We start from the raw sequence: 20,022 nt of genomic DNA on the forward strand, positions 1-20,022 counted from the left end.
GGGCAAGGGGCTTAGCGCCCGCCGATCACGCCGATATAATCCGACACCCAGCGGTAATAGGGCACGCATTCCTCTTGCGAGGCGCAGGCCGCGACCGGGGTTTTCCAGAACTTGATGCGTTCGAATTCAGCCAGGCCGTTGGCGTCGCAGCCTTCTTGCGTCTGCATCCCCGAGCCATCCGAACAGGCCGAGGGCACCGAGGGCACCGCGCCGAACCAGACGGACAGATCCGATTGCAGGTTCGATGACAGCGTGTGTTCCATCCATTTATAGGCGCAGTTCGGGTGCTCGGCCTCGGCGTGCAGCATGGTGGTGTCGGCCCAGCCGGTCGCGCCCTCGGTCGGGATGACCGAGGCCACCGGCACGCCATCGGCCTGCAACAGGTTCACCTGAAACGGCCAGGACCCGGACGCCGCCATGCCTTCGTTCTTGAAATCGTCGATCTGGATGAACGCGTCGTGCCAGTAGCGCGACACCAGCGTGCGCTGGGTGCGCAGCAGATCGAGCGCCGCGTCATATTGCGCCTGTGTCAGCTCATAGGGGTCGGTGATGCCCAGATCGGGCTGGTGGGTCATCAGGTACAGCGCCGCATCGGCAATGTGGATCGGCCCGTCATAGGCCTGCACGCGGCCCTCGTTAGGCGCGCCATCGGGCAGGTCCATCGGCTCGAACACCACCGACCATGATGTTGGTGCCTCGGGGAAGACCTCGGTGTTGTACATCAGCACGTTGGGCCCCCACATGTAGGGGGTGCCGTAATGGGTGCCATCGACGGTGTGCCATGGCGCGTCCTTGAGCCGGTCGTCGACCTTGCTCCACGATGGAATCAGGTCGGTGTTGATCGGCTGCACCCGCTTGCCCGCGATCATCCGCAGCGACGCATCGCCCGAAGCGGTCACCAGATCGAAGCCGCCCTCGTTCATCAGCGCGACCATTTCATCTGAGGTGTTGGCGGTCTTGACCGATACCATGCAGCCGGTTGCCTCTTCGAAGCTGGTGACCCAGTCGAAGGCGGCGTCGGTTTCGCCGCGCTCGATATAGCCAGCCCATGCGACGATCGACAGGGCGCCTTCGCCTGTCCCGATCTCGCTCATCTGGGCCAACGACGCGGTGGCGAGCGACATCGCCGCCGTGGTGCCCATCAGAGTCCTGAGCAATCTGTTCATCTTCATACTCCCGCAAGGGCGGGCCGCAGGGTGCCAGCTTTGCCAAGGGGCAAAGGGCAGGGGCGGCGTGGCCCGGAAATGGCGCTGTTGGTAAGGGCCATGCGGCCCGGGAGGCAGCGCCGCGCCTCTGGCGGGCGCGTGTCGCCGTCTCCGTAATCGCAGCATGTGCCGGTCTCGCTGCGTTCGCAAATTCAATCTTGCGAATGATGTATTCGGAAATTCCGATAGCTTAGCTGCGCAGATGCGCGCCTTGCCCCAGTCGCGCCAGCGAGATGAAATCCTGCACCGGCGGTGTCAGCGGCAGGCCGCGCCGCCAGACCATGCCGACCTGCACGATCGGCAGCGAGCCCGAAACGTCGCGCGCCTCGATCCGGTCGCCATCCAGCGACCACGGGCGATAGACCAGATCCGGCAGCAGCGCGACTCCAGCGCCGGTGGCGACAAGGCTGCGCACCGCTTCGACCGATCTGGTGCGAAAGGCGATCTGCGGGCGGCGGCCAAACGCGCTGAGCAGCTTGACCGCCTCGTCCTCCATCTCATCGACCGACAGCATGATCAGCGGCTCCTGCGCCACGTCATCAAGTCCGATGCCTTCGCGATCCAGAAGCGGATGTTCCAGCGGCAACCACAGCCGGAACGCCGACACATCAAGGATTTCCGATTGCAGCGCCATGCGGTCGCGCAGGTTGGAGATCACCATCACCGCCACGTCGAGCTCGCCGCCGATCAGCAGATGTTCAAGGTATTCGCCGCTGTCTTCCTGCGCCGACACCTGCACCGCCGGGTTCATCCGCCGGTAGCGCGCCAGCAGGTCCGACATGACGTAGCCGGCCATCAGGCTTGTCACCCCGATGTTCAGCCTGCCGGTGGTGCCTTGTGTCGTTTCAAAGGCGCGGCGTGCGCCTTGCACCTCGGTCAGGATACGGGTGGCGTGGCGCAGGAACTGGTGGCCGCTCTGGGTGATGTCCAGCCCGCGCGCGTGGCGGTCGAACAGCGTGACGGCCAGATCCGCCTCGAGGTTCTTGAGCGATTCGGTGATCGCCGACTGCGACACAGACAACGCCCGCGCCGCGCCAATGACCGAGCCGCGCTCGGCCACCGCCACGAAATATTGCAATTGTCTGAGGGTAAACGACATTCCGGCTCTCCTTGCGGAGAAGCAGAGCCGGAAATCAGGGCTGGCGCAAGCTCAGACGACCACCGCCGCGCCATTCGACGCAAGGCCGACGTTTTCGCGGAAGGCGGCGAACAATTCGCGCCCGACGCCATGGCCATTGCCAGTGAGGTCAACAACCACCGGGTCGCGGTCTTCGAAGCCTTCGGTCAGGCAGGACAGGGTACCCGCGGTCGCATCGACACGCACGATGTCGCCATCGCGCAGTTTGGCCAGCGGGCCGCCGCTGGCTGCTTCGGGCGAGACATGGATGGCGCTTGGCACCTTGCCCGATGCGCCCGACATGCGCCCGTCGGTGACCAGCGCCACCTTCAGCCCGCGATCCTGAAGCACCGCCAGCGTCGGGGTCAGCGAATGCAGCTCGGGCATGCCATTGGCCTTGGGGCCCTGAAAGCGCACGACGACGATGGTGTCGGTGGTGAATTCCCCGGCCTTGAACGCAGCTTTCACATCGTCCTGATCGTGGAAGATGCGGCAGGGGGCCTCAACCACGTGGCGCTCGGGTGCGACGGCAGAGACCTTCATCATGCCATGGCCAAGGTTGCCGTGCATCTGGCTGAGCCCGCCGGTCTTCTGGAACGGGGCCGAGGCGGGGCGCAGGATCTTGTCGTTCTGCGTCTCGCGCGAGGCCGGTTCAAACGTCACCACGCCGTCTTTCAGCTTGGGTTCCTGCGTGTAAAGCGACAGCCCGTCGCCCGCCACGGTCTTGACGTCCTCGTGCACGAGGCCCGCATCCAGCAACTCGGCAATCAGGTATTGCAGGCCACCGGCGGCGTGGAAATGGTTCACGTCGGCCAGCCCGTTGGGATAGACCTTGGCCATCAGCGGCACCACCGAAGAGATCGCATCGAAATCGTCGAGCGTGATCTCCAGCCCGGCGGCGCGGGCCATGGCGGGCAGGTGCAGCACGAGGTTGGTCGACCCGCCCGTGGCCATCAGCCCGACGATGCCGTTCACGAAGGCCTTGGCATCCAGAATATCGCAGACCGGGCGGTAATCATTGCCCAGACGGGTGATCTCCAGCGCGCGCTTGGCGCCGGCCACGGTCAGCGCATCGCGCAGGGGGGTGTTGGGGTTGACGAAGCTGGCGCCGGGCAGGTGCAGGCCCATAATCTCCATCAGCATCTGGTTGCTGTTGGCCGTGCCGTAGAACGTGCAGGTGCCGGGGCCGTGATAGCTTTTCATCTCGGCTTCCATCAGCTTGTCGCGGCCGACCTCGCCGGTGGCGAATTGCTGACGCACCTTCGACTTTTCGTCATTGGGCAGGCCCGAGGTCATCGGCCCGGCGGGCAGGAAGATGCCGGGAATGTAGCCAAAGGTCGCCGCACCGATCACGAGACCGGGCACAATCTTGTCGCACACGCCCAGATAGACCGCCGCATCAAAGACGTTGTGCGACAGCGACACGCCGGTTGCCAGCGCGATCACATCGCGAGAAAACAGCGACAGTTCCATGCCGACCTGGCCTTGCGTGACCCCGTCGCACATGGCGGGTACGCCGCCTGCGACCTGCGCCGTGCTGCCCGCCGCGCGGGCGGCATCGCGGATGATCTGCGGAAAGCGCTCGAACGGCTGATGCGCCGACAGCATGTCGTTATAAGCGGTGACGATCCCGAGATTCGCCGACAGCCCTTCGGCCAGACGGCCTTGATCGTCGCCCATCGCCGCATAGGCATGGGCTTGGTTGCCGCAGGTCAGGTGGGCGCGGCGCGGGCCTTCCTCGGCGGCGCGGCGCATCCGGTCGAGATAGGTGGCGCGGCGGGTTTCAGACCGGGCCTCGATGGCGTCGGTGACCTTGGCAATCGTGCTGTCGAGCGGCATGAGTCCTCTCCTTGCTGGTCGGCCCTTCACGGGGGCACTGGCATGGGAAACGATCTATATCAGTTAGCGGTAACAGTAAAGATCTGCACAACGCCCGCTGGATGCGCGCCAGCGCGTTGCCGTTTCTGGCGTCGTGAAATCGCGCTTTCCCTTGATGGGGGCAGCGCGATATAGGGGCGGGATGAACACATCGCTCCCCACCGTGCGCTTGACGCCGAAAGCCAATGCCCGCGCCCTGCGCCGAGGCTTCCCTTGGGTCTATTCCAACGAGCTGGTGCTCGACCGGCGCACCAAGGGGCTTGCCCCCGGCACGGTTGCGCTGCTCGAGGATGCCGAGCGCACGCCGCTTGGCCTCGTCGGGGTCACCCCCGGATCGAAGATTGCCGGGCGGATGCTGGACCGCAACACCGAGGCGGTCATCGACCGCGCCTGGCTGACCGCAAAGCTGCAAAAGGCGCTGTCGCTGCGCGCCCGCCTGTATGATGCGCCGTTCTACCGGCTGGTCCATGCCGAGGCCGATGGCCTGCCGGGCGTGATCATCGACCGTTTTGGCGATGTCGCCGTGGTGCAGCCCAACGCCGCGTGGTCGGAATTGTTGCTGGACGATCTTGTCGCCGCGCTGGCCGAGGTCAGCGGCGTGACCACCATCCTCAAGAACGCCGGATCGCGGGGGCGTCAGCTCGAAGGGCTGGATGACGTCAACGCGGTGCTGCTGGGCGATGCGCCCGATGCGCCGCTGCCGGTAGAAATGAACGGCGCGACCTATCTCGCCGATCTGACCGGCGGGCAAAAGACCGGGCTGTTCTTTGACCAGCGTGCCAATCAGGCCTTTGCCGCCTCGCTGGCGCAGGGGCAGACGGTGCTGGACGTGTTCAGCCATGTCGGCGGCTTTGCGCTGGCGGCGCTGGCCAATGGCGCAATCCACGCGCTGGCGGTGGATGGTTCGGCCCCGGCGCTGGCGCTGGCCAGCGAGGGCGCGGCGCGCATGGGCGCGACTGATCGCTTCGAGACGCGGCAGGGCGATGCCTTTGACGCGCTGGCGGCGCTGAACGAGGAAAACGCCCGCTTCGGCCTTGTGGTTTGCGACCCGCCCGCCTTTGCGCCCGCAAAGCCGGCGCTCGAGGCCGGCCTGCGCGCTTATGAGCGGGTGGCCAAACTGGCCGCGCCGCTGGTCGAGGAAGACGGCTATCTGGTACTGTGCTCGTGCAGCCATGCCGCCGATCTCAGCAGCTTTACCGGTGCCTGCCTGCGCGGCATTGGCCGCGCGGGTCGGCATGCGCAACTGCTGCACACCGGTTTTGCCGGGCCGGACCATCCGCTGATGCCGCAGCTGGCGGAATCGGGCTATCTCAAGGCGTTGGTCTTCCGCCTGTGAAGGTGCTGCTGGACACCTGCGTCATCTACCCCACGGTGATGCGCGAGGTGCTCCTTGGGGTTGCGGCGCAGGGCGTGTTCGAGCCGCTCTGGTCGGCGCGCATTCTCGAAGAATGGGCGCTGGCCGCGCGCAAGCTCGGCCCGCTGGGCGAGGTGCAGGCGCGCGGCGAGATCGCGCAGCTGCGCAGCGCATGGCCGCGGGCCGAGGTGCGCTACAAACCCTCGCTGGAACAGCGGCTGTGGTTGCCCGACCCGTCGGATGTACATGTTCTGGCGGCGGCGATCGACGGCAGCGCCGACATCATCGTCACCGAGAACGCCAAGGATTTCCCGCGCGGCGTTCTGGCAGAAGAGGGTGTGAGCCGCGTCGATGCCGATGGCTTCCTGCGCGGATGCTATGAGGCCAGCCCCGAAGCGGTGCGCAGCGCCTGCGACGCGGTTCTGGCCGAAGCTCGGCGGCTGTCTGGCGAAGACTGGACGATGCGCGCCCTGCTGAAAAAGGCGCGCCTGCCGCGTCTGGGCAAGGCGCTTGAGGCCTGAACCGCAGCAGGCGTGCCGCATCGAATCGCTTCACGCAGCACATGGATGTTACGGCAATGTCGGGAAATCGCCCCGGCGATGGGCGGCGACCATGTCGCGCAGTTCGGGCGGGGATATGACCTCGACCTGATCGCCCCATTGATACAGGTGCCACGCCATCTCGACATGGCCAGAGGCGGCAAAGCGCACGGTCAGCGCGCCGCTGTCGTCTTCGCTCATGGTCTGATCGGGGTGGAAGATGAATTGCCGGGCCACCGGCGCGGCGGCAGCGGTGAACCGCCACTCGACCGGGCCGTATTCGGATTCGGAATGGTACGAGCCGAACGCCTGCGCCGAAAACCGCGCCAGATCAAAATCGGGGTCGCGAGAAAAGCCTTGCCCGGTGATCTTTGCCGAGGCGATGCGATCCAGCCGAAACCGCCGCATCTTGCCGTCCCCCGCCACGGGCCGCGCCACCAGATAGCGCCGGATGCCCAGCAGCAGGCCATGCGGTTCCAGCAGACGCTCGCTTGGGGTGCCATCTGCCGCAAGATAGCTGATCTCCAATGTGAACGGCGCGCGCAGCGCCTCGGTCAGCACGCCCAGCGTCTCGAGGCCGGGGTTGACGCGGGGGCCGGGGCGCGAGGCAAAGCCCTGCGCCTCGAGCAGTGCCTCGGCGTCGGCCTCGGTACGGCGGGCATGGCTGGGGGGCATGGCCGCCAGCAGCCGGTCGCGCAGGACCCGCAGGCGGCGGGCTTCGTCGGGGGCTCCGTCGCGCTCGGCGCGCTTGACCGCCATGTTGAGCGCGACCAGTTCGCTGTCGCCCATGCTTTGCGCCTGCAACCAGCGCGGATCGTGGCGGGGCATCTGCCAGCGGCGGCGGCGGGTCTCGTCTTCGGTGATCTCGACCTGCGGGAAGAGCGCCTCGAACGAGCGCATCATGCGCTGCGCGGTGCGGTGATCGCAGCCAAATTCCTCGGTCAGATCCTGAAGCGCGATGCCGTTGAAACGCGACATCGCCAGTTCGGCAACGCGCAGCAAGTCTGCTGCCTTGGCATAAGACATTTGGGAAATCCCTTGAGATAATAATTGCTTGGGGTGCCATCACAGGGTGACATCCTGCGCCACGCTTCTCTGTCTTGGGCGATCTGTCAACAGAGCGTCGACCGGGAAACGGTCAATCTGACACAAATTGTGTCTAGCGGCGCAGGAAGCGGGCTTTTGCGCCGCAGGTTTGCCGACCAGCCAGAGGCCTGACATGTCACGCCGCTTGTTGCCGCTGCGCATTGGAATGGCTGTTTTGCATCAGGCTGGGGAGGAGATCCGGGGCAGCCCGGCCCGGTCGTTGCCGGATCGGCGCGGCTGTCGCGCAAGGCTGCGGCAGCGCGGCGAGCCCCGGATCGCGGGGCTCGGCTGGCGCGCTGACCTGAGCCGGGTTTCACCCTCAGGTCAGCACGCCGCGCCTCTCAGGGGCGTTCGTCGTCGCGCGCGGCATCGGGGTCTTCGCGGCCGACCCCCTTGAAGATGACCTTGAAGGGGATCGCCCACAGAAAACCGAGGCCGACATAGACCAGCAGTTCGGCCCAGATCGGCGGGCGGTCGAACAGTGCCACGACCCGGATGGCCACCGCGATATACAGCGGCAGCCACACCACCAGCAGCAGGATCGACAGGCGCTTGCGGGTCTTGTGGCTAAGGGCCATCAGAACGGTGCCATCAGTCTTCGAACGGGTCGGTGACGAGGATGGTGTCGTCCCGCTCGGGCGAGGTGGACAGCAGCGCCACCGGGCAGCCGATCAGCTCTTCGATGCGGCGCACGTATTTCACCGCAGCGCCCGGCAGATCGTTCCACGAACGCGCCCCTTCGGTGGATTCCGACCAGCCTTCCATCTCTTCGTAGATCGGCACGCAGCGGGACTGCTGTTCGGTGGCGATGGGCAGGTGATCGAGCACGGTGCCATCCATCTCGTAGCCGGTGCAGATGCGGATGGTCTCGAACCCGTCGAGCACGTCGAGCTTGGTCAGCGAGATGCCGTTGACGCCGCTGGTCGCGCAGGTCTGGCGCACCAGCACCGCGTCGAACCAGCCACAGCGGCGCTTGCGCCCGGTGACGGTGCCGAATTCGCGTCCGCGGGTGCCAAGGCGGTTGCCGTCCTCGTCATCCAGCTCGGTCGGGAAGGGGCCTTCGCCGACGCGGGTGGTGTAGGCCTTGACGATGCCAAGCACGAAATCGATGGCGGTCGGCCCGATACCGGTGCCGGTGGCAGCTTGCCCCGCGATCACGTTCGACGAGGTGACAAACGGGTAGGTGCCAAAATCGATGTCCAGCAGCGCGCCCTGCGCACCTTCGAACAGGATGCGCTTGCCGGCGCGGCGCTTTTCATTGAGCACCTTCCAGACCGGGCCGGCGTATTGCAGCACCTCGGGGGCGATGGCGAGCAGCGACTCGATCAGTGCCTCGCGGTCGACCGGCTCCATGCCAAGGCCGCGGCGCAGGGCGTCGTGATGGGTCAGCGCCCGGTCGACGCGCGATTCCAGCGTGGCGCGGTCGGCAAGATCGGCAACCCGCACCGAGCGGCGCCCGACCTTGTCCTCATAGGCCGGGCCGATGCCACGACCGGTGGTGCCGATCTTCGATCCCTTGGCGGCGGCCTCTTCGCGGGCGCGGTCAAGCTCGCCGTGGATCGGCAGGATCAGCGGGGTGTTTTCCGCGACCATCAGCGTCTCGGGGGTGATCTCTACGCCCTGTTCGCGGATCGACGCGATTTCCTTGATCAGGTGCCAAGGGTCCAGCACCACGCCATTGCCGATCACCGACATCTTGCCACCGCGCACCACGCCCGAAGGCAGCGCGTTCAGCTTGAAGACCTTGCCGTCGATGACAAGCGTATGGCCCGCGTTGTGGCCCCCCTGAAAGCGGGCGATTACATCGGCCCGGCTCGACAGCCAGTCCACGATCTTGCCTTTGCCTTCGTCGCCCCATTGGGCGCCCACGACAACCACGTTCGCCATAACATCTTGTCCTTTCGGCGTGTCAAACGCGCTTCGTATAGCGAAGCGAGGGCGCGGGGGAAAGCCCGCGATTTTGGCGGATCAGGGCAGCAGCTGAAGCCAGACCCAACTGGTAAGGATGCACAGCCCCGTCGCCATCAGCACCGAGGTCGCCGCAACCCGCTTGGCCCGCCCGTAGAGGTTGGCAAAGACATAGGCATTGACCCCCGGCGCGGCCGCGGCGGTGATGGTTGCCGAGCGCAGGCTGTCGCTCGACAGATCGAACGCGTGGCCAAGGCCGAAGGCAATGGCCGGATGCACGCCGAGCGACAGCGCGCAGACGAACAGCACCGTCAGCATGTCGCCTTCGGGACGGTAGCGGAACAGCACGCCGCCCAGCGCGAACAGCGCCGAGGGCAGCGCGGTGCGGATCACCATGTCCAACGCCTCGACCGCCGGGCCGGGCAACGAGATGTCGCCAAGGTTGAACACCACGCCGATGGCAATGCCGATCACCAGCGCATTGCGGAACATGGCGCGGGCGATGGTCAGCGGCAGGCGGTGCAGCGCGGTACCGCTGGATTTGGCGCGGGCGATCTCCATCGCGGTGATTCCCAGCGCGTAGAGCATCGGCGAGTGCAGCGCGATGATGGCATAATTGCCCGACAGCGCCTCGGGGCCATAGGCGCGCTCGGTGATCGGCAGGCCCAGCAGCAGCGAGTTCGAGAACAGGCAGCAAAAGCCGATGACCACCGCGTCTTCCCAGTCGCGCCCGAAGAACAACCGCGCGCCCGCAACCCCGAGGGCAAAGCAGGTCAGCGCGCCGCTGTAGAACGAAATCAGCAGCAACGGTTCGAAATGCGCGCCAAGGTCAAGCTTCCAGATGGCGGTGAACAGCAGGCAGGGGATGGCGATGGTCTGGGAAAACCCCATCAGCCCGTCGACGGCGCTGTCGGTCAGCAATCCGCGCCAACTGGCCAGATAGCCCGCGCCAATCACCAGAAAGACCGGGAGGATGATGTCAAAGAGGGCTTGCATGGGTCTCGTCCTGCGGAATGGACCCGCCCGGCGTAAAACGCCGCTGCCTCCGGCGGGAAGAGTGGATGGGATAGGGTCTTGAGGGGTGGTGTGGGCGCCGCTGTTGGCCTGCGCCGGCCACTCAGATCGTGTGGTTCAGGACCATGCCGTCATAAGCCGGGCGGATATGGTCGGGGGTTTCGCGCGCCACCTCGTCGTGATCGAGGTCGATGTGCATATTGGTCAGCACCGCCTCGCGCGGGGCGACGCGGGCGATCCATTCCAGCGACAGCGCCAGATGGGCGTGGCTCGGATGCGGCTTGCGGCGCAGCGCGTCGAGGATCCAGCAATCGAGGTTTTCCAGCAGCGGCCAGACCTCATCGGGAATGCGGTAGACATCGGGCAGATAGGCCACGCCGCCAATGCGAAAGCCTAGCGCATCGATGCTTCCATGATTGACCCGGAACGGCTGCAGCGTCAGCGGGCCGCCCTTGCCGTCGATGGTGAACGGCCCGTCGATGCTGTTCAGCTCGAGGATCGGCGGGTAGGGGCTGCCCGAGGGCTGCACGAAGGCATAGCCAAAGCGCGAGATCAGCGCATCCGTGGTGTCGCCATCGGCCCAGACCGGCAGGCGGGTGCCGGTGTTGAACACGATCTGGCGCAGATCATCCAGCCCGTGGGTGTGATCGGCATGGGCATGGGTAAAGGCCACGGCGTCAAGCTCGCCAATCCCGGCGCCCAGCAGCTGGCTGCGAAGATCGGGCGAAGTGTCGATCAGAACGCGGGTGATGCCATCCGGCCCCAGCCGTTCGATCAGGATCGAACAGCGGCGGCGGGCGTTTTTCGGGTTGGTGGGGTCGCAATCGCCCCAATGCCCGCCAAGGCGCGGCACGCCGCCCGACGAGCCGCAGCCAAGGATGGTGATGCGCAGATTGCTCATGGCCGCCATGCCGCCGCCTTGGCGAAGAGCCGTTCGAAATTGGCTTCGGTGGCCTTGGCGAATTCCTCGTAGGGCAACCCGAAGGCCTCGGCCCCGATGCGCGCGGTCAGCGCGGTATAGGCGGGCTCGTTGCGTCGGCCGCGGTGCGGGGGCGGCGCAAGGTAGGGGCTGTCGGTTTCCACAAGGATGCGATCCAGCGGCGCGGCAGCGAAGATGTCGCGCAGATCTTTCGATCTGGGAAAGGCGGCAATGCCGGACATCGACAGGTAAAAGCCGCAGTCCAGCGCCGCGCGCGCCAGTTCGGCCGAGGACGAGAAGCAGTGCATCACGCAGCCATACGGCTTTTGCCGGTACGCTTCGGACAGGATGCGCGCCATGTCATCGTCGGCGGCGCGGGCGTGGATGATCAGCGGCAGGCCGGTTTCCTGCGCCGCCTCGATGTGAACGCCCAGCGAGGTCTTCTGGATCTCGGCGCTATCGGCGGTGTAGTGGTAATCCAGTCCGGTCTCGCCAAGGGCGACAAACTTGGGGTGCTGCGACAGGGCCACCAGCTGATCGACGGTGACCAGCGGCTCTTCGGCGGCGCTCATCGGGTGGATGCCAGCGGCGTAGAACACCGGTTCATTGGCCTCGGCAATGGCGCGCACCTTGGGCTCGTTGCCCAGCTTGGTGCAGATCGTCACCATGCGATGTACGCCAGCGTCACGCGCGCGGGCGATCGTCGCGGGGAGATCCTCGTCGAAATCGGCGAAGTCGAGGTGACAGTGGCTGTCGGTGATACGGGGATGGGTCATGCGGGCTGTCCTTTGCAGCCTTGGTATCGGGGAAGGCGCGGGCAGGGTCAAGCGGGGGCGCGGCCTTGGGGCGACAGCTTGCTTGGATGCGCCTGAAATCCGGGCCGATGCGTTCGAGGCTTAGGGCAGAACGCCCAGCGGATGCAGCAGCGGGCCATGCGGTGTGTGCAGGATCTCGGCCTTCAGGTGAAAGCTGCGGGCAAGGTTTTCCGGGCACAGCACCTCGGTCGGCAGGCCGTCGGCCACAAGGCGGCCCTGATCGAGCAGCAGCAACCGGGTGCAATGGCGCGCCGCCAGCGTCAGATCGTGCAGCGACACCAGCACAGCATGGCCATCCGCCGCAAGATCCTCAAACACCTGCATGGTGGACAGCTGCGCGGCGGGGTCGAGCCCGGCGGTCGGCTCGTCGGCGATCAGCAGCGGGGCTTCTTGCGCCAGCGCGCGGGCAATCAGCGCGCGGGCCTGCTCACCGCCCGACAGCTCGGTGGCGCGGCGCTGGCGAAAGTTGCCCAGCCCCATGCGGGACAAGGCGGCGCTGACGGCGCGGGCCGAGGCGCTTCCGGCGCGGCTGTCATGGGGCAGGCGGCCAAGGGTCACGAGGGTTTCGACATCAAGCCCCCATGCGATTTCCCGCGCCTGCGGCAGCCATGCGGCGGCGCGGGCACGGGTCCGTGCGGGCATATCGGCAAGGTTCGATCGGCCATGATGCGCGATCAGCCCCAGCGCGGCGCGCATCAGCGTGGTCTTGCCCGCACCGTTGGGGCCGATCAGGCCGACGCATTCGCCGGGGGATATGGTCAGGGACACATCATCGACCACCGGGCGCTGGCCGCGCCGGACGGTGAGGTTTGCGAGGTCGAGCAGGGGGCCGCTCATGCGCCGCTCCGGGTGTGTCATGTCGAACGCCCCTTCGGGTAAGTCATCTCAGACGCCCCTCCGGGTGCGATAGATCAGATGCAGGAACAGCGGCGCGCCAAGGATCGCCATCACCACGCCCAGCTTCAGATCGCGGTCTGGCAACACCAGCCGCACCGCAAGATCGGCGGCCAGCACCATCGCCGCGCCGCCCAGCCCCGAGGCCCAGAGCAGCCGCGCGGGCCGTGCCTTGCACAGCGGGCGCAGCAGATGCGGCACCACCAGACCGACAAAGCCGACCGCCCCGGCCACCGCCGTTGCCGCGCCCACCGCCGCCGCCGTGCCCAGCAGCAGCGTCAGCCGCAGCCGCCCCAGCGAGACGCCAAGCGCCTGCGCCGCATCCTCGCCGAGGGTCAGCGCATCAAGGCCGCGCCCGGTGGTCAGCAGCAACGCGGCGCCAAGCGCGATCAGCGGCGCCGCCAGCGCCAGATGTTCCAGCGAACGATCAGCGACCGAGCCCATCATCCAGAACACGATCTCGAAGGTGGCGTAGGGGTTGGACGACAGGTTCAGCGCCAGCGACACCAATGCGCCCGCCAGCGCCGATACCGCGATGCCCGCAAGGATCAGCGTCAGCGAGCCGCCGCGCGGCCCGGCCAGCAGCAGGATCAGCCCCACCGCGCCGCCCGCGAACACCAGCGCCATCAGCGGCAGCGCCAGCGAGAACGCCGCCGCCAGCCCGGTCTGAAGCGCGATCACCGCCCCCAGCGCCGCCGACCCCGAAACGCCGATCAGCCCCGGTTCGGCCAGCGGGTTGCGCAGATAACCCTGCATCGCCGCGCCCGACAGCCCAAGCGCCGCGCCGACCAGCGCCGCCAGCGCCGCGCGCGGCAGGCGGATCTGCTGCATCACCATGACATGCAGCGGATCGCCCGCGCCCAGCAGCGCGCGCAGCGGGATCGGCGCATAGCCCAGCGACAACGACGCCGCCAGCAGCGCCAGCACCAGCGCGCACAGCGCTGCGGCAAGCGGCAGCGGCCTCATTGGGCGGACCGGCGCAGCGCGCGCATTTCGGCCACGGTGTCCAGCGTCGAGGGCAACCCGCAGATCCAGCCGGCGCTCGGGCCAATCTCGTGCAGCTTGCCGGTGGCTCTCAGCGCCGGGTGTTGCAGCAGCGCCGTGGCCTGCGCCGGGCTGTCATAAGGCGCGCCCACAAGGATCATGTCGGGCTGCGCCAGCACCAGCCGTTCCAGCGGCAGCGTCTCGCCGGGGGCAAGATCCAGCGCCTCGGCGATGGTGGTCATGCCAGCGGCGTGCAGGATGTCTCCGGTCAGCCCCTCGCCCGAGGCGGTCTCGTTGAAGGGCAGGTAATAGGCGACCACCGGGCGGGTTTCGGGCGCATCCGACAGGGTCGCAAGCCGCGCATCGAAATCCGCGACCAGCGCGGCGGCGCGGGCCGGGCGACCCAGCAGCACGCCCATGCGGGTGATGTTCTCGCGGATGTCGCTCAGCGAGCGGGTGGGCTGAAAGGTCTCGACCCGATAGCCGAGGCCGATCAGCATTTGCACCGTGGCGCGGGCGGTATAGCTGCCCGCCAGCACCAGATCGGGCTGCATCAGCGCCACCTGTTCGGCGCTGGCATCGTTGCGCGGCACATCGGCCATCTCTGCGGCCAGCGCGGCGCTGCGCGGATCATGCGCCAGCGGCGAGACCGAGACCAGCTGCCCCGGCGCGCCGATCAGCCAAGCCAGCTGGTCGGTACACACGTTCAGCGATACGACGCGCGCGGGCGCTGCCTCGACATCTGCCGCGGCAGCCACCGCGCAAAACAGCGCGGCGGCGAGGGGTATCAGATCAGAACGACGCACGAACGCCGAAATACCATGCCCGGCCCGAGGTCTGATAGTCAGGAATGACCTCGTAATCCGCGTCGAACAGGTTTTCCACCCGTGCCCAGGCTTCCCAGTTGTCGGCAATCTGATAGCCGAAGCGGGCATTGACCACGGTGAAATCATCGACGCTGTCGGTGCTTGCGGCGCCGTAAGTGTCGGGGAAATCGGCCTTGTGCGTCAGGCTGACCCCGGCGCTCAGCGCATCGGTGATCTGCGCATCCAGCCCCATGGTCAGATCGTAGCGCGGCACCCGTTGCAGCGGCGCATCGTCATCGTCGCGCGCATCGGTGTAGGTATAGCCGCCGGTGAGCGACAAACGGTCCGACAACGGCATCGCGCCCGACAGTTCCAGCCCGCGCGACACGGACGTGCCCGACAGCTGGCCATAGCGGCTGGTGGCGTAATCATATTCGATCAGATCGTCGATGCTGGTGTGGAACACCGTCGCGCCAATGCTCGCCCCGCCCGCAAAGGCGTAATCCGCGCCAAACTCGACCGACTGCGAGGTTTCCGGCGTCAGATCCTCGTTGCCATACGAGGGCGAGAACAGCTCGTACATTGACGGCGCGCGATAGCCCTTGGCCCATGCGCCGCGCAGGGTCAGCGCGTTGGTGGCACGCCACGACAGGGTGGCGCGGCCCGACCATTCGCCGCCGAACTCGGACTGCTCGTCATGGCGCACCGACACGGTGGCATCGACATCGGGGGTGATGGCATAGGCCAGTTCCGCATAGGCGGCGGTGTTGCCTGTTTCTTCGTCGCTGTAGCCGGTGCCGTTGCGCGACCAGAACGCATCATAGGTGGCGGCGCTGAAATCGGCCGTCTCGATGCTGCGCTCAAGGCCAAAAGACAGGGTCGCCGCGGCGCTGGCCTCCCACGTGCCGCTGTAGGCGGCGACATCGCGGGTTGAGCCGAATTCGTCGCTCCAGCCCACCGCGTCGAAGCTGCGCTCGATGTCATAGCGCGAGAAAGACAGCTCATGTGCGACCGTGCCGGTCTGCAGCTGCGCATAGGCGCGCAGCGCCCAGCTGTCGGTCTCGAAGCTGCCGCTGCCCGGATCGGTCCAGTCGTTACTGTCGTAATCGCCCGCGCCGTCATAGGCAAAGCCGCTCAGCCCAATGCGCAGATCGGGGGTGGCCTGAAAATAGCCGTCAAAGCCGTATTGGTTGGCGGTGTAGCCATCCTCGTCATCGGCGGCGTCAAGATCGATCGAGCTGAAGCCGTCGGTCGCCAGCCGCGAGGCCGTCACCGCAAGGCCCCAGTTTTCGCCCGCAACGCCATAAGAGGCGGCGGCGTTGGTGGTGCCAAAGGCGCCGTATTCCACCGACAGCGCGCCGGTCTCGCCGGTCTCTTCGGGGGCCTTGGCAAGATCGATGGCAACGATGCCGGCAATGGCGTCCGATCCGTACAGCGCCGATTGCGCCCCGCGCACCACCTCGGCGCGGCTGACGCCGCCGGGCAGGATGCCGCCAAAGTTGAAGGCCGCCTGCGTCGACGAGGCGTCGCTGACCCGGATGCCATTGATGAACACCGGAGCGTATTGATTGGGCAGGCCGCGGATCGACAGCGATGTGGTTGCCCCGGGCGCACCGTTGCGCACCACGTTGACGCCGGGCACCCGGTCGAGCGTGTCGGCAAGGCTGGTCTCGGGGCTGGTCTCGATCTGCTCTTGCGTCAGCACGGTGACGCTGCTGCCGGTGCGCGACAGCTCGGTCGGGGTTTCGCTGGCGTAAAGCGTCAGGCTGGGCAGCTCATAGGCAGCGTTGTCTTGCGCCTGAGCGGCGGCGGCGCTCAGCGCAAGCGCCGAGACGGTGGCGAGGGCGTGTTTCATCCAATCGGTCCTGTCCTTTGCGGCACCGGTCCTGCGGGGCCTGATCTGGTCGTGTCGGTGGAAGTGTTTCCGCGACGGTTGAACGTCACCACGAACGGACGAAGGACCGTTCCCTCAGGCGCGCCCCGCGCGTGGGGAGGGTGAACACCCTGGCAGGTCTCCTGACTTGCGGGTCGTCGCGCTGTCCGGGCCTTCCCGGGCCATATCGACCCAGTGGCATGTGTCCGGAGACGCTCGCCGCTCACAGTTGCGGGGGCAGTCGCGGAATGTCACCGCGTTCCCTTTTCACCGGGTCACTGACCCGGAACCAAAGCAGAGCCCGCATAGCGCGCCAGAGGGCAGCGCACAAGCTATTTGCCGCATCGCAAAGCGGTGCGTGGCCTGCATCTAGCGGGTTGCCCGGCGCGGGCCGCGACTGCACCGGGTATGCGCGACGAGGATCTTCAGACCCGATCCGGTCTGGATGTGGCGCCGGGCAACAGCGGCGGATCGCCCCGCGCTGCCCCGCGCGTCAGGTTTGCGCCGGGCGGGTAGCGGATATGCATAAAGGTTTGTCCGCTGCACCGCAGAATTTCGTTAGTTTTGCGCCATCACGAATAGGAGAAAACCATGAAAACGAACGTCAAGCTGCCCGACGTGACCTTCCGCACCCGTGTGCGCGACGACAGCATCGAAGGGCCGAACCCGTTCCGCTGGCAGGACATGACCACCGCCGATTATTTCGCCGGCAAGCGCGTCATCCTGTTTTCGCTGCCGGGGGCCTTTACGCCGACCTGCTCGACCTACCAGCTGCCGGGCTTCGAGAACAATTTCGAAGAGTTCAAGGCGCAGGGCATCGACGAGATCTATTGCCTGTCGGTGAACGACAGCTTCGTGATGAACCAGTGGGCCAAGGCGCAGGGCATCAAAAACGTCAAGGTGATCCCCGATGGGTCGGGCGAATTCAGCCGCCGGATGGGAATGCTGGTCAACAAGGACAATCTTGGCTTTGGGCCGCGCTCGTGGCGCTATGCGGCCATCGTCGACAACGGCGTGATCGAGGCATGGTTCGAAGAACCCGGCCTGATGGACAACTGCCCCGACGATCCTTATGGCGAATCCTCGCCCGAGAACCTGCTGGCCCATCTCAAGCAGGCGGTCGCGGCAGAGTAACGCCTCTGAGCCACGTCTTCAGACCCCGCCCGGGCACGCCCCGCGGCGGGTTTTTTTGTTTTTATGCGCGGGGGCGCTGCGCACGGTTCGCCCGCTGAATACCGCGTTCGGCACGCTCGATCGGGGCACGCCCCGCCACGGACGAGACGGAATTCCTCTCCATCTGACCGGGCGAGTCCCGCAGGTTTCGCCGACGCTCTTTGCCGATGATCTTTGGCACGACCCGGCAGAGACCGCAGCGCCGCCGCGCGCAGCGCGTCGCCCGGGCTCTGTGGCCTTGGCACGCCGCGATGCGCCCCAGTGCGTTTTGCAGATGCAGAACTGAATTCATTGAGAAATTTCCCCTCGAATTTCACAATGTCGGAACGCAGTCGACGATGACGGTTTTTCTTGCCGAATTTACGACCGCCTGAGACAGTGCCCGCAAGAGGAGCCACATACATGAAACCCCGAGCGGACCGCCGCTATCCGGCCGACTTTGTCGTGACCGGAGACGCGAAAGCCATGCCTGAAAAGTCGTCGCAGCGGACAATCCAGTCCGTCGAACGGGCGCTGACGCTGCTGGAACTGGTGGCGCGGGAACCGGCGGGGCTGACCCTTTCGGAACTGGCGAGCGCGGCGGGGCTGAACAGCTCGACCTGTCACCATCTTGCGGCGACGCTGGTGGCGCGGGGCTATCTGCGCAACGACAAGCGCAGTCGGGGCTATGTGCTCGGCGCGCGCATCCGCGAGTTGCACGAGCTAGAACAGGGCGAACGCGATCCTTCGGTGCTGCTGGCAGGCCCGTTGCAAGAGCTTGGGCAGCGCCTTGGGCACGGGGTGCAGATGGCGGTGATGTCGGAAAACGCGCTGATCACCAAGCTGCGCTTTCCCGACCCAACCGGCGAGGTCGAAGAGGCCGACGAGATCGAAAAGATGTCCGCCGCCCATGCCACGGCGACCGGCAAGTCGATCCTTGCATGGATCCCCGACACCGAACTGGTGCGGGTGATCTCGGCGCATGGGCTGACGCGCTACACCCCGCGCACGGTGACCAGCCTGTCGGGGCTGATCGAGGAATTGCGGCTGGTGCGGCGTCACAAATACGCGGTCGATGACGAGGAATTCCGCCTCGGCATCTGCTGCATTGGCGCCAGCGTGCGCGATGGCACCGGCGCGGTGGTGGGGGCGATCTCGGTCACCATTCCCGCCGCGATGGCGAGCGAGCCGTATCGCAAGATGCTCATCGGCGCGATGGTCGCCGCTGGCAACGACTTTTCACGCAAGATCGAAACCGCGACGCGGTTCGGCACCTGAAGAAAGAGGAGGAGACTATCATGGCAATGCAGGGCAAGGTGACGACCCACAAGGATTACCCGATCCCCGAGACGATGAAGGCCTGGGTGCTGGGCGATCCCGGCGAGCTGACGCTGGCCGACAAGCCGGTGCCCAGCCCGGGCAAGGCCGAGGTGCTGGTGCGCATCGACGCCGTGGCGATCTGCGCCACGGATCTTGAGATCATCCACCACGGCCCGCCCGCGCAGATCCACGGCGGCGATCCGTTCAACAAGAATTTCACCCCCGGTCACGAATACATGGGCACCGTCGTCGCCCTTGGGCCGGGCGTTGATGAATATGCCATCGGCGAGCGCGTCACCGTCGAAATCCACGCCGGTTGCGGCCAGTGCAAGCGTTGCCGTGAGGGCATGTACACCTCGTGCCACAATTACGGCAAGAATTACGGCGATGTCGACAAGGGCCACCGCGCCAATGGCTTCACCACCGACGGCGGCTTTGCCGAATACGCAATCAACAGCGTCAACACGCTGGTGCATGTCGACGACAGCATGAGTGACGAAGAGGCGACGCTGGTCGTGACCGCGGGCACGGCGATGTACGGTCTGACCGAACTTGGCGGGCTGGTGGCCGGGGAAAGCGTCGTGGTGACCGGGCCGGGGCCGATCGGCCTTTTGGGGGCGGCGGTGGCCAAGGCGCTGGGTGCGCAGCCGGTGATCCTGACCGGCACCCGCGACAACCGGCTTGAGATCGGCAAGCAGCTGGGCGCCGATCATGTGGTGAACGTGCGCAAGGAAGAAAACGTCGTCGAGAAGATCCGCGAGCTGAACGGCGGTAAGGGTGTCGATTACGTGGTCGAATGCTCGGGCGCGCCGCAGGCGCTGAACGAGGCGGCGCAGATGGTCAACCGGGGCGGGCGCATCTGTCTTGCGGCGTTTCCGGGCAGCTCGCCCGAGGTGGATATCGCCTATCTGGTGCGCAACAACATCTACCTCTACGGCATCCGGGGCGAGGGCAAGACCGCGACCCACCGCGCCGAGGCCTTCATGCGCCAGAAGCGCTTCGATGCCACGCTGATCCACACCCATACTTTCCAGATGGAAGATCTGCCCGAGGCGCTGCGCTACGCCAAGGACCGTGTCGAAGACGCCATCAAGGTAGTGGTCAAGAACAAGCACGCCGAAGCGCAGCGCGTCGCCGCCGAGTAACCGCGCAGGGGGC

At 66.4% G+C, this 20,022-nt stretch carries 18 protein-coding genes and 1 riboswitch; of the genes, 5 read left to right on the top strand and 13 right to left on the bottom strand.

Annotated elements, in window-relative coordinates; all coding sequences use genetic code 11:
- Positions 1 to 11: 11 nt before the first annotated feature.
- The 3 genes from KO516_RS04485 to edd form a co-directional block, all read right to left on the bottom strand.
- Positions 12 to 1,166: an ABC transporter substrate-binding protein gene (locus tag KO516_RS04485; protein WP_252737395.1), complete on the bottom strand. Its 1,155-nt coding sequence runs from the start codon at positions 1,164 to 1,166 to the stop codon at positions 12 to 14.
- 229 nt (positions 1,167 to 1,395) lie between these two features.
- On the bottom strand, positions 1,396 to 2,304 hold the full coding sequence (locus tag KO516_RS04490; RefSeq protein WP_216002614.1) for a LysR family transcriptional regulator: 909 nt from the start codon (positions 2,302 to 2,304) through the stop codon (positions 1,396 to 1,398).
- 51 nt (positions 2,305 to 2,355) lie between these two features.
- A complete protein-coding gene (edd, locus tag KO516_RS04495; protein ID WP_216002615.1) occupies positions 2,356 to 4,161 on the bottom strand; it encodes a phosphogluconate dehydratase in 1,806 nt (601 codons plus the stop codon).
- 181 nt (positions 4,162 to 4,342) lie between these two features.
- Between edd and KO516_RS04500 the strand changes: the two genes are divergently transcribed.
- Positions 4,343 to 5,536, top strand: coding sequence for an RSP_2647 family RNA methyltransferase (locus KO516_RS04500; RefSeq protein WP_216002616.1), 1,194 nt, complete (start codon positions 4,343 to 4,345; stop codon positions 5,534 to 5,536).
- Positions 5,533 to 6,075, top strand: coding sequence for an RSP_2648 family PIN domain-containing protein (locus tag KO516_RS04505; protein WP_216002617.1), 543 nt, complete (start codon positions 5,533 to 5,535; stop codon positions 6,073 to 6,075). The genes KO516_RS04500 and KO516_RS04505 overlap by 4 nt, the downstream gene beginning before the upstream one ends.
- 48 nt (positions 6,076 to 6,123) lie before the next feature.
- Here KO516_RS04505 and KO516_RS04510 read toward each other — a convergent pair whose 3' ends face one another.
- The 10 genes from KO516_RS04510 to KO516_RS04555 form a co-directional block, all read right to left on the bottom strand.
- On the bottom strand, positions 6,124 to 7,119 hold the full coding sequence (locus KO516_RS04510) for a YafY family protein (protein WP_216002618.1): 996 nt from the start codon (positions 7,117 to 7,119) through the stop codon (positions 6,124 to 6,126).
- Between the two features lie 401 nt (positions 7,120 to 7,520).
- Entirely contained in the window at positions 7,521 to 7,757 is a 237-nt protein-coding gene (locus KO516_RS04515; RefSeq protein WP_216002619.1) for a DUF2842 domain-containing protein, read from the bottom strand.
- A gap of 13 nt (positions 7,758 to 7,770) precedes the next feature.
- Entirely contained in the window at positions 7,771 to 9,066 is a 1,296-nt protein-coding gene (locus tag KO516_RS04520; RefSeq protein ID WP_216002620.1) for an adenylosuccinate synthase, read from the bottom strand.
- Between the two features lie 81 nt (positions 9,067 to 9,147).
- Positions 9,148 to 10,083 carry an AEC family transporter gene (locus KO516_RS04525; protein ID WP_216002621.1) on the bottom strand — a complete coding sequence of 312 codons (936 nt, stop codon included), beginning with the start codon at positions 10,081 to 10,083 and terminating at the stop codon, positions 9,148 to 9,150.
- Positions 10,084 to 10,204: 121 nt separating this feature from the next.
- A complete protein-coding gene (locus KO516_RS04530) occupies positions 10,205 to 11,002 on the bottom strand; it encodes an MBL fold metallo-hydrolase (RefSeq protein ID WP_216002622.1) in 798 nt (265 codons plus the stop codon).
- Complete coding sequence (locus tag KO516_RS04535; protein WP_216002623.1) at positions 10,999 to 11,796, bottom strand: TatD family hydrolase; 798 nt, start codon at positions 11,794 to 11,796, stop codon at positions 10,999 to 11,001. Before KO516_RS04535 ends, KO516_RS04530 begins: the two co-directional genes overlap by 4 nt.
- A 120-nt stretch (positions 11,797 to 11,916) precedes the next feature.
- Complete coding sequence (locus KO516_RS04540; RefSeq protein ID WP_216002624.1) at positions 11,917 to 12,672, bottom strand: ABC transporter ATP-binding protein; 756 nt, start codon at positions 12,670 to 12,672, stop codon at positions 11,917 to 11,919.
- Between the two features lie 48 nt (positions 12,673 to 12,720).
- Positions 12,721 to 13,695 (bottom strand): iron ABC transporter permease, encoded by a 975-nt coding sequence (locus KO516_RS04545; RefSeq protein ID WP_216002625.1) that lies wholly within the window; start codon positions 13,693 to 13,695, stop codon positions 12,721 to 12,723.
- Positions 13,692 to 14,519 (bottom strand): ABC transporter substrate-binding protein, encoded by an 828-nt coding sequence (locus tag KO516_RS04550; protein ID WP_216002641.1) that lies wholly within the window; start codon positions 14,517 to 14,519, stop codon positions 13,692 to 13,694. The genes KO516_RS04545 and KO516_RS04550 overlap by 4 nt, the downstream gene beginning before the upstream one ends.
- Complete coding sequence (locus KO516_RS04555) at positions 14,506 to 16,374, bottom strand: TonB-dependent siderophore receptor (protein WP_216002626.1); 1,869 nt, start codon at positions 16,372 to 16,374, stop codon at positions 14,506 to 14,508. Before KO516_RS04555 ends, KO516_RS04550 begins: the two co-directional genes overlap by 14 nt.
- Before the next feature lie 133 nt (positions 16,375 to 16,507).
- Positions 16,508 to 16,701, bottom strand: a riboswitch (cobalamin riboswitch).
- Between the two features lie 282 nt (positions 16,702 to 16,983).
- On the opposite strand from KO516_RS04555, the gene KO516_RS04560 reads away from it, so the two are divergent.
- The 3 genes from KO516_RS04560 (at position 16,984) to KO516_RS04570 (ending at position 20,009) form a co-directional block, all read left to right on the top strand.
- The gene (locus KO516_RS04560; protein ID WP_216002627.1) at positions 16,984 to 17,526 is read left to right on the top strand and encodes a peroxiredoxin; all 543 of its coding nucleotides are present in this window, start codon (positions 16,984 to 16,986) and stop codon (positions 17,524 to 17,526) included.
- Positions 17,527 to 17,967: 441 nt separating this feature from the next.
- Positions 17,968 to 18,822: an IclR family transcriptional regulator gene (locus KO516_RS04565; RefSeq protein WP_216002628.1), complete on the top strand. Its 855-nt coding sequence runs from the start codon at positions 17,968 to 17,970 to the stop codon at positions 18,820 to 18,822.
- Positions 18,823 to 18,842: 20 nt separating this feature from the next.
- The gene (locus KO516_RS04570; RefSeq protein WP_252737396.1) at positions 18,843 to 20,009 is read left to right on the top strand and encodes a zinc-binding dehydrogenase; all 1,167 of its coding nucleotides are present in this window, start codon (positions 18,843 to 18,845) and stop codon (positions 20,007 to 20,009) included.
- The last annotated feature ends 13 nt before the right edge of the window (positions 20,010 to 20,022 follow it).

The sequence above is a fragment of the Citreicella sp. C3M06 genome, assembly GCF_018860705.1.
Lineage (GTDB): Bacteria > Pseudomonadota > Alphaproteobacteria > Rhodobacterales > Rhodobacteraceae > Salipiger.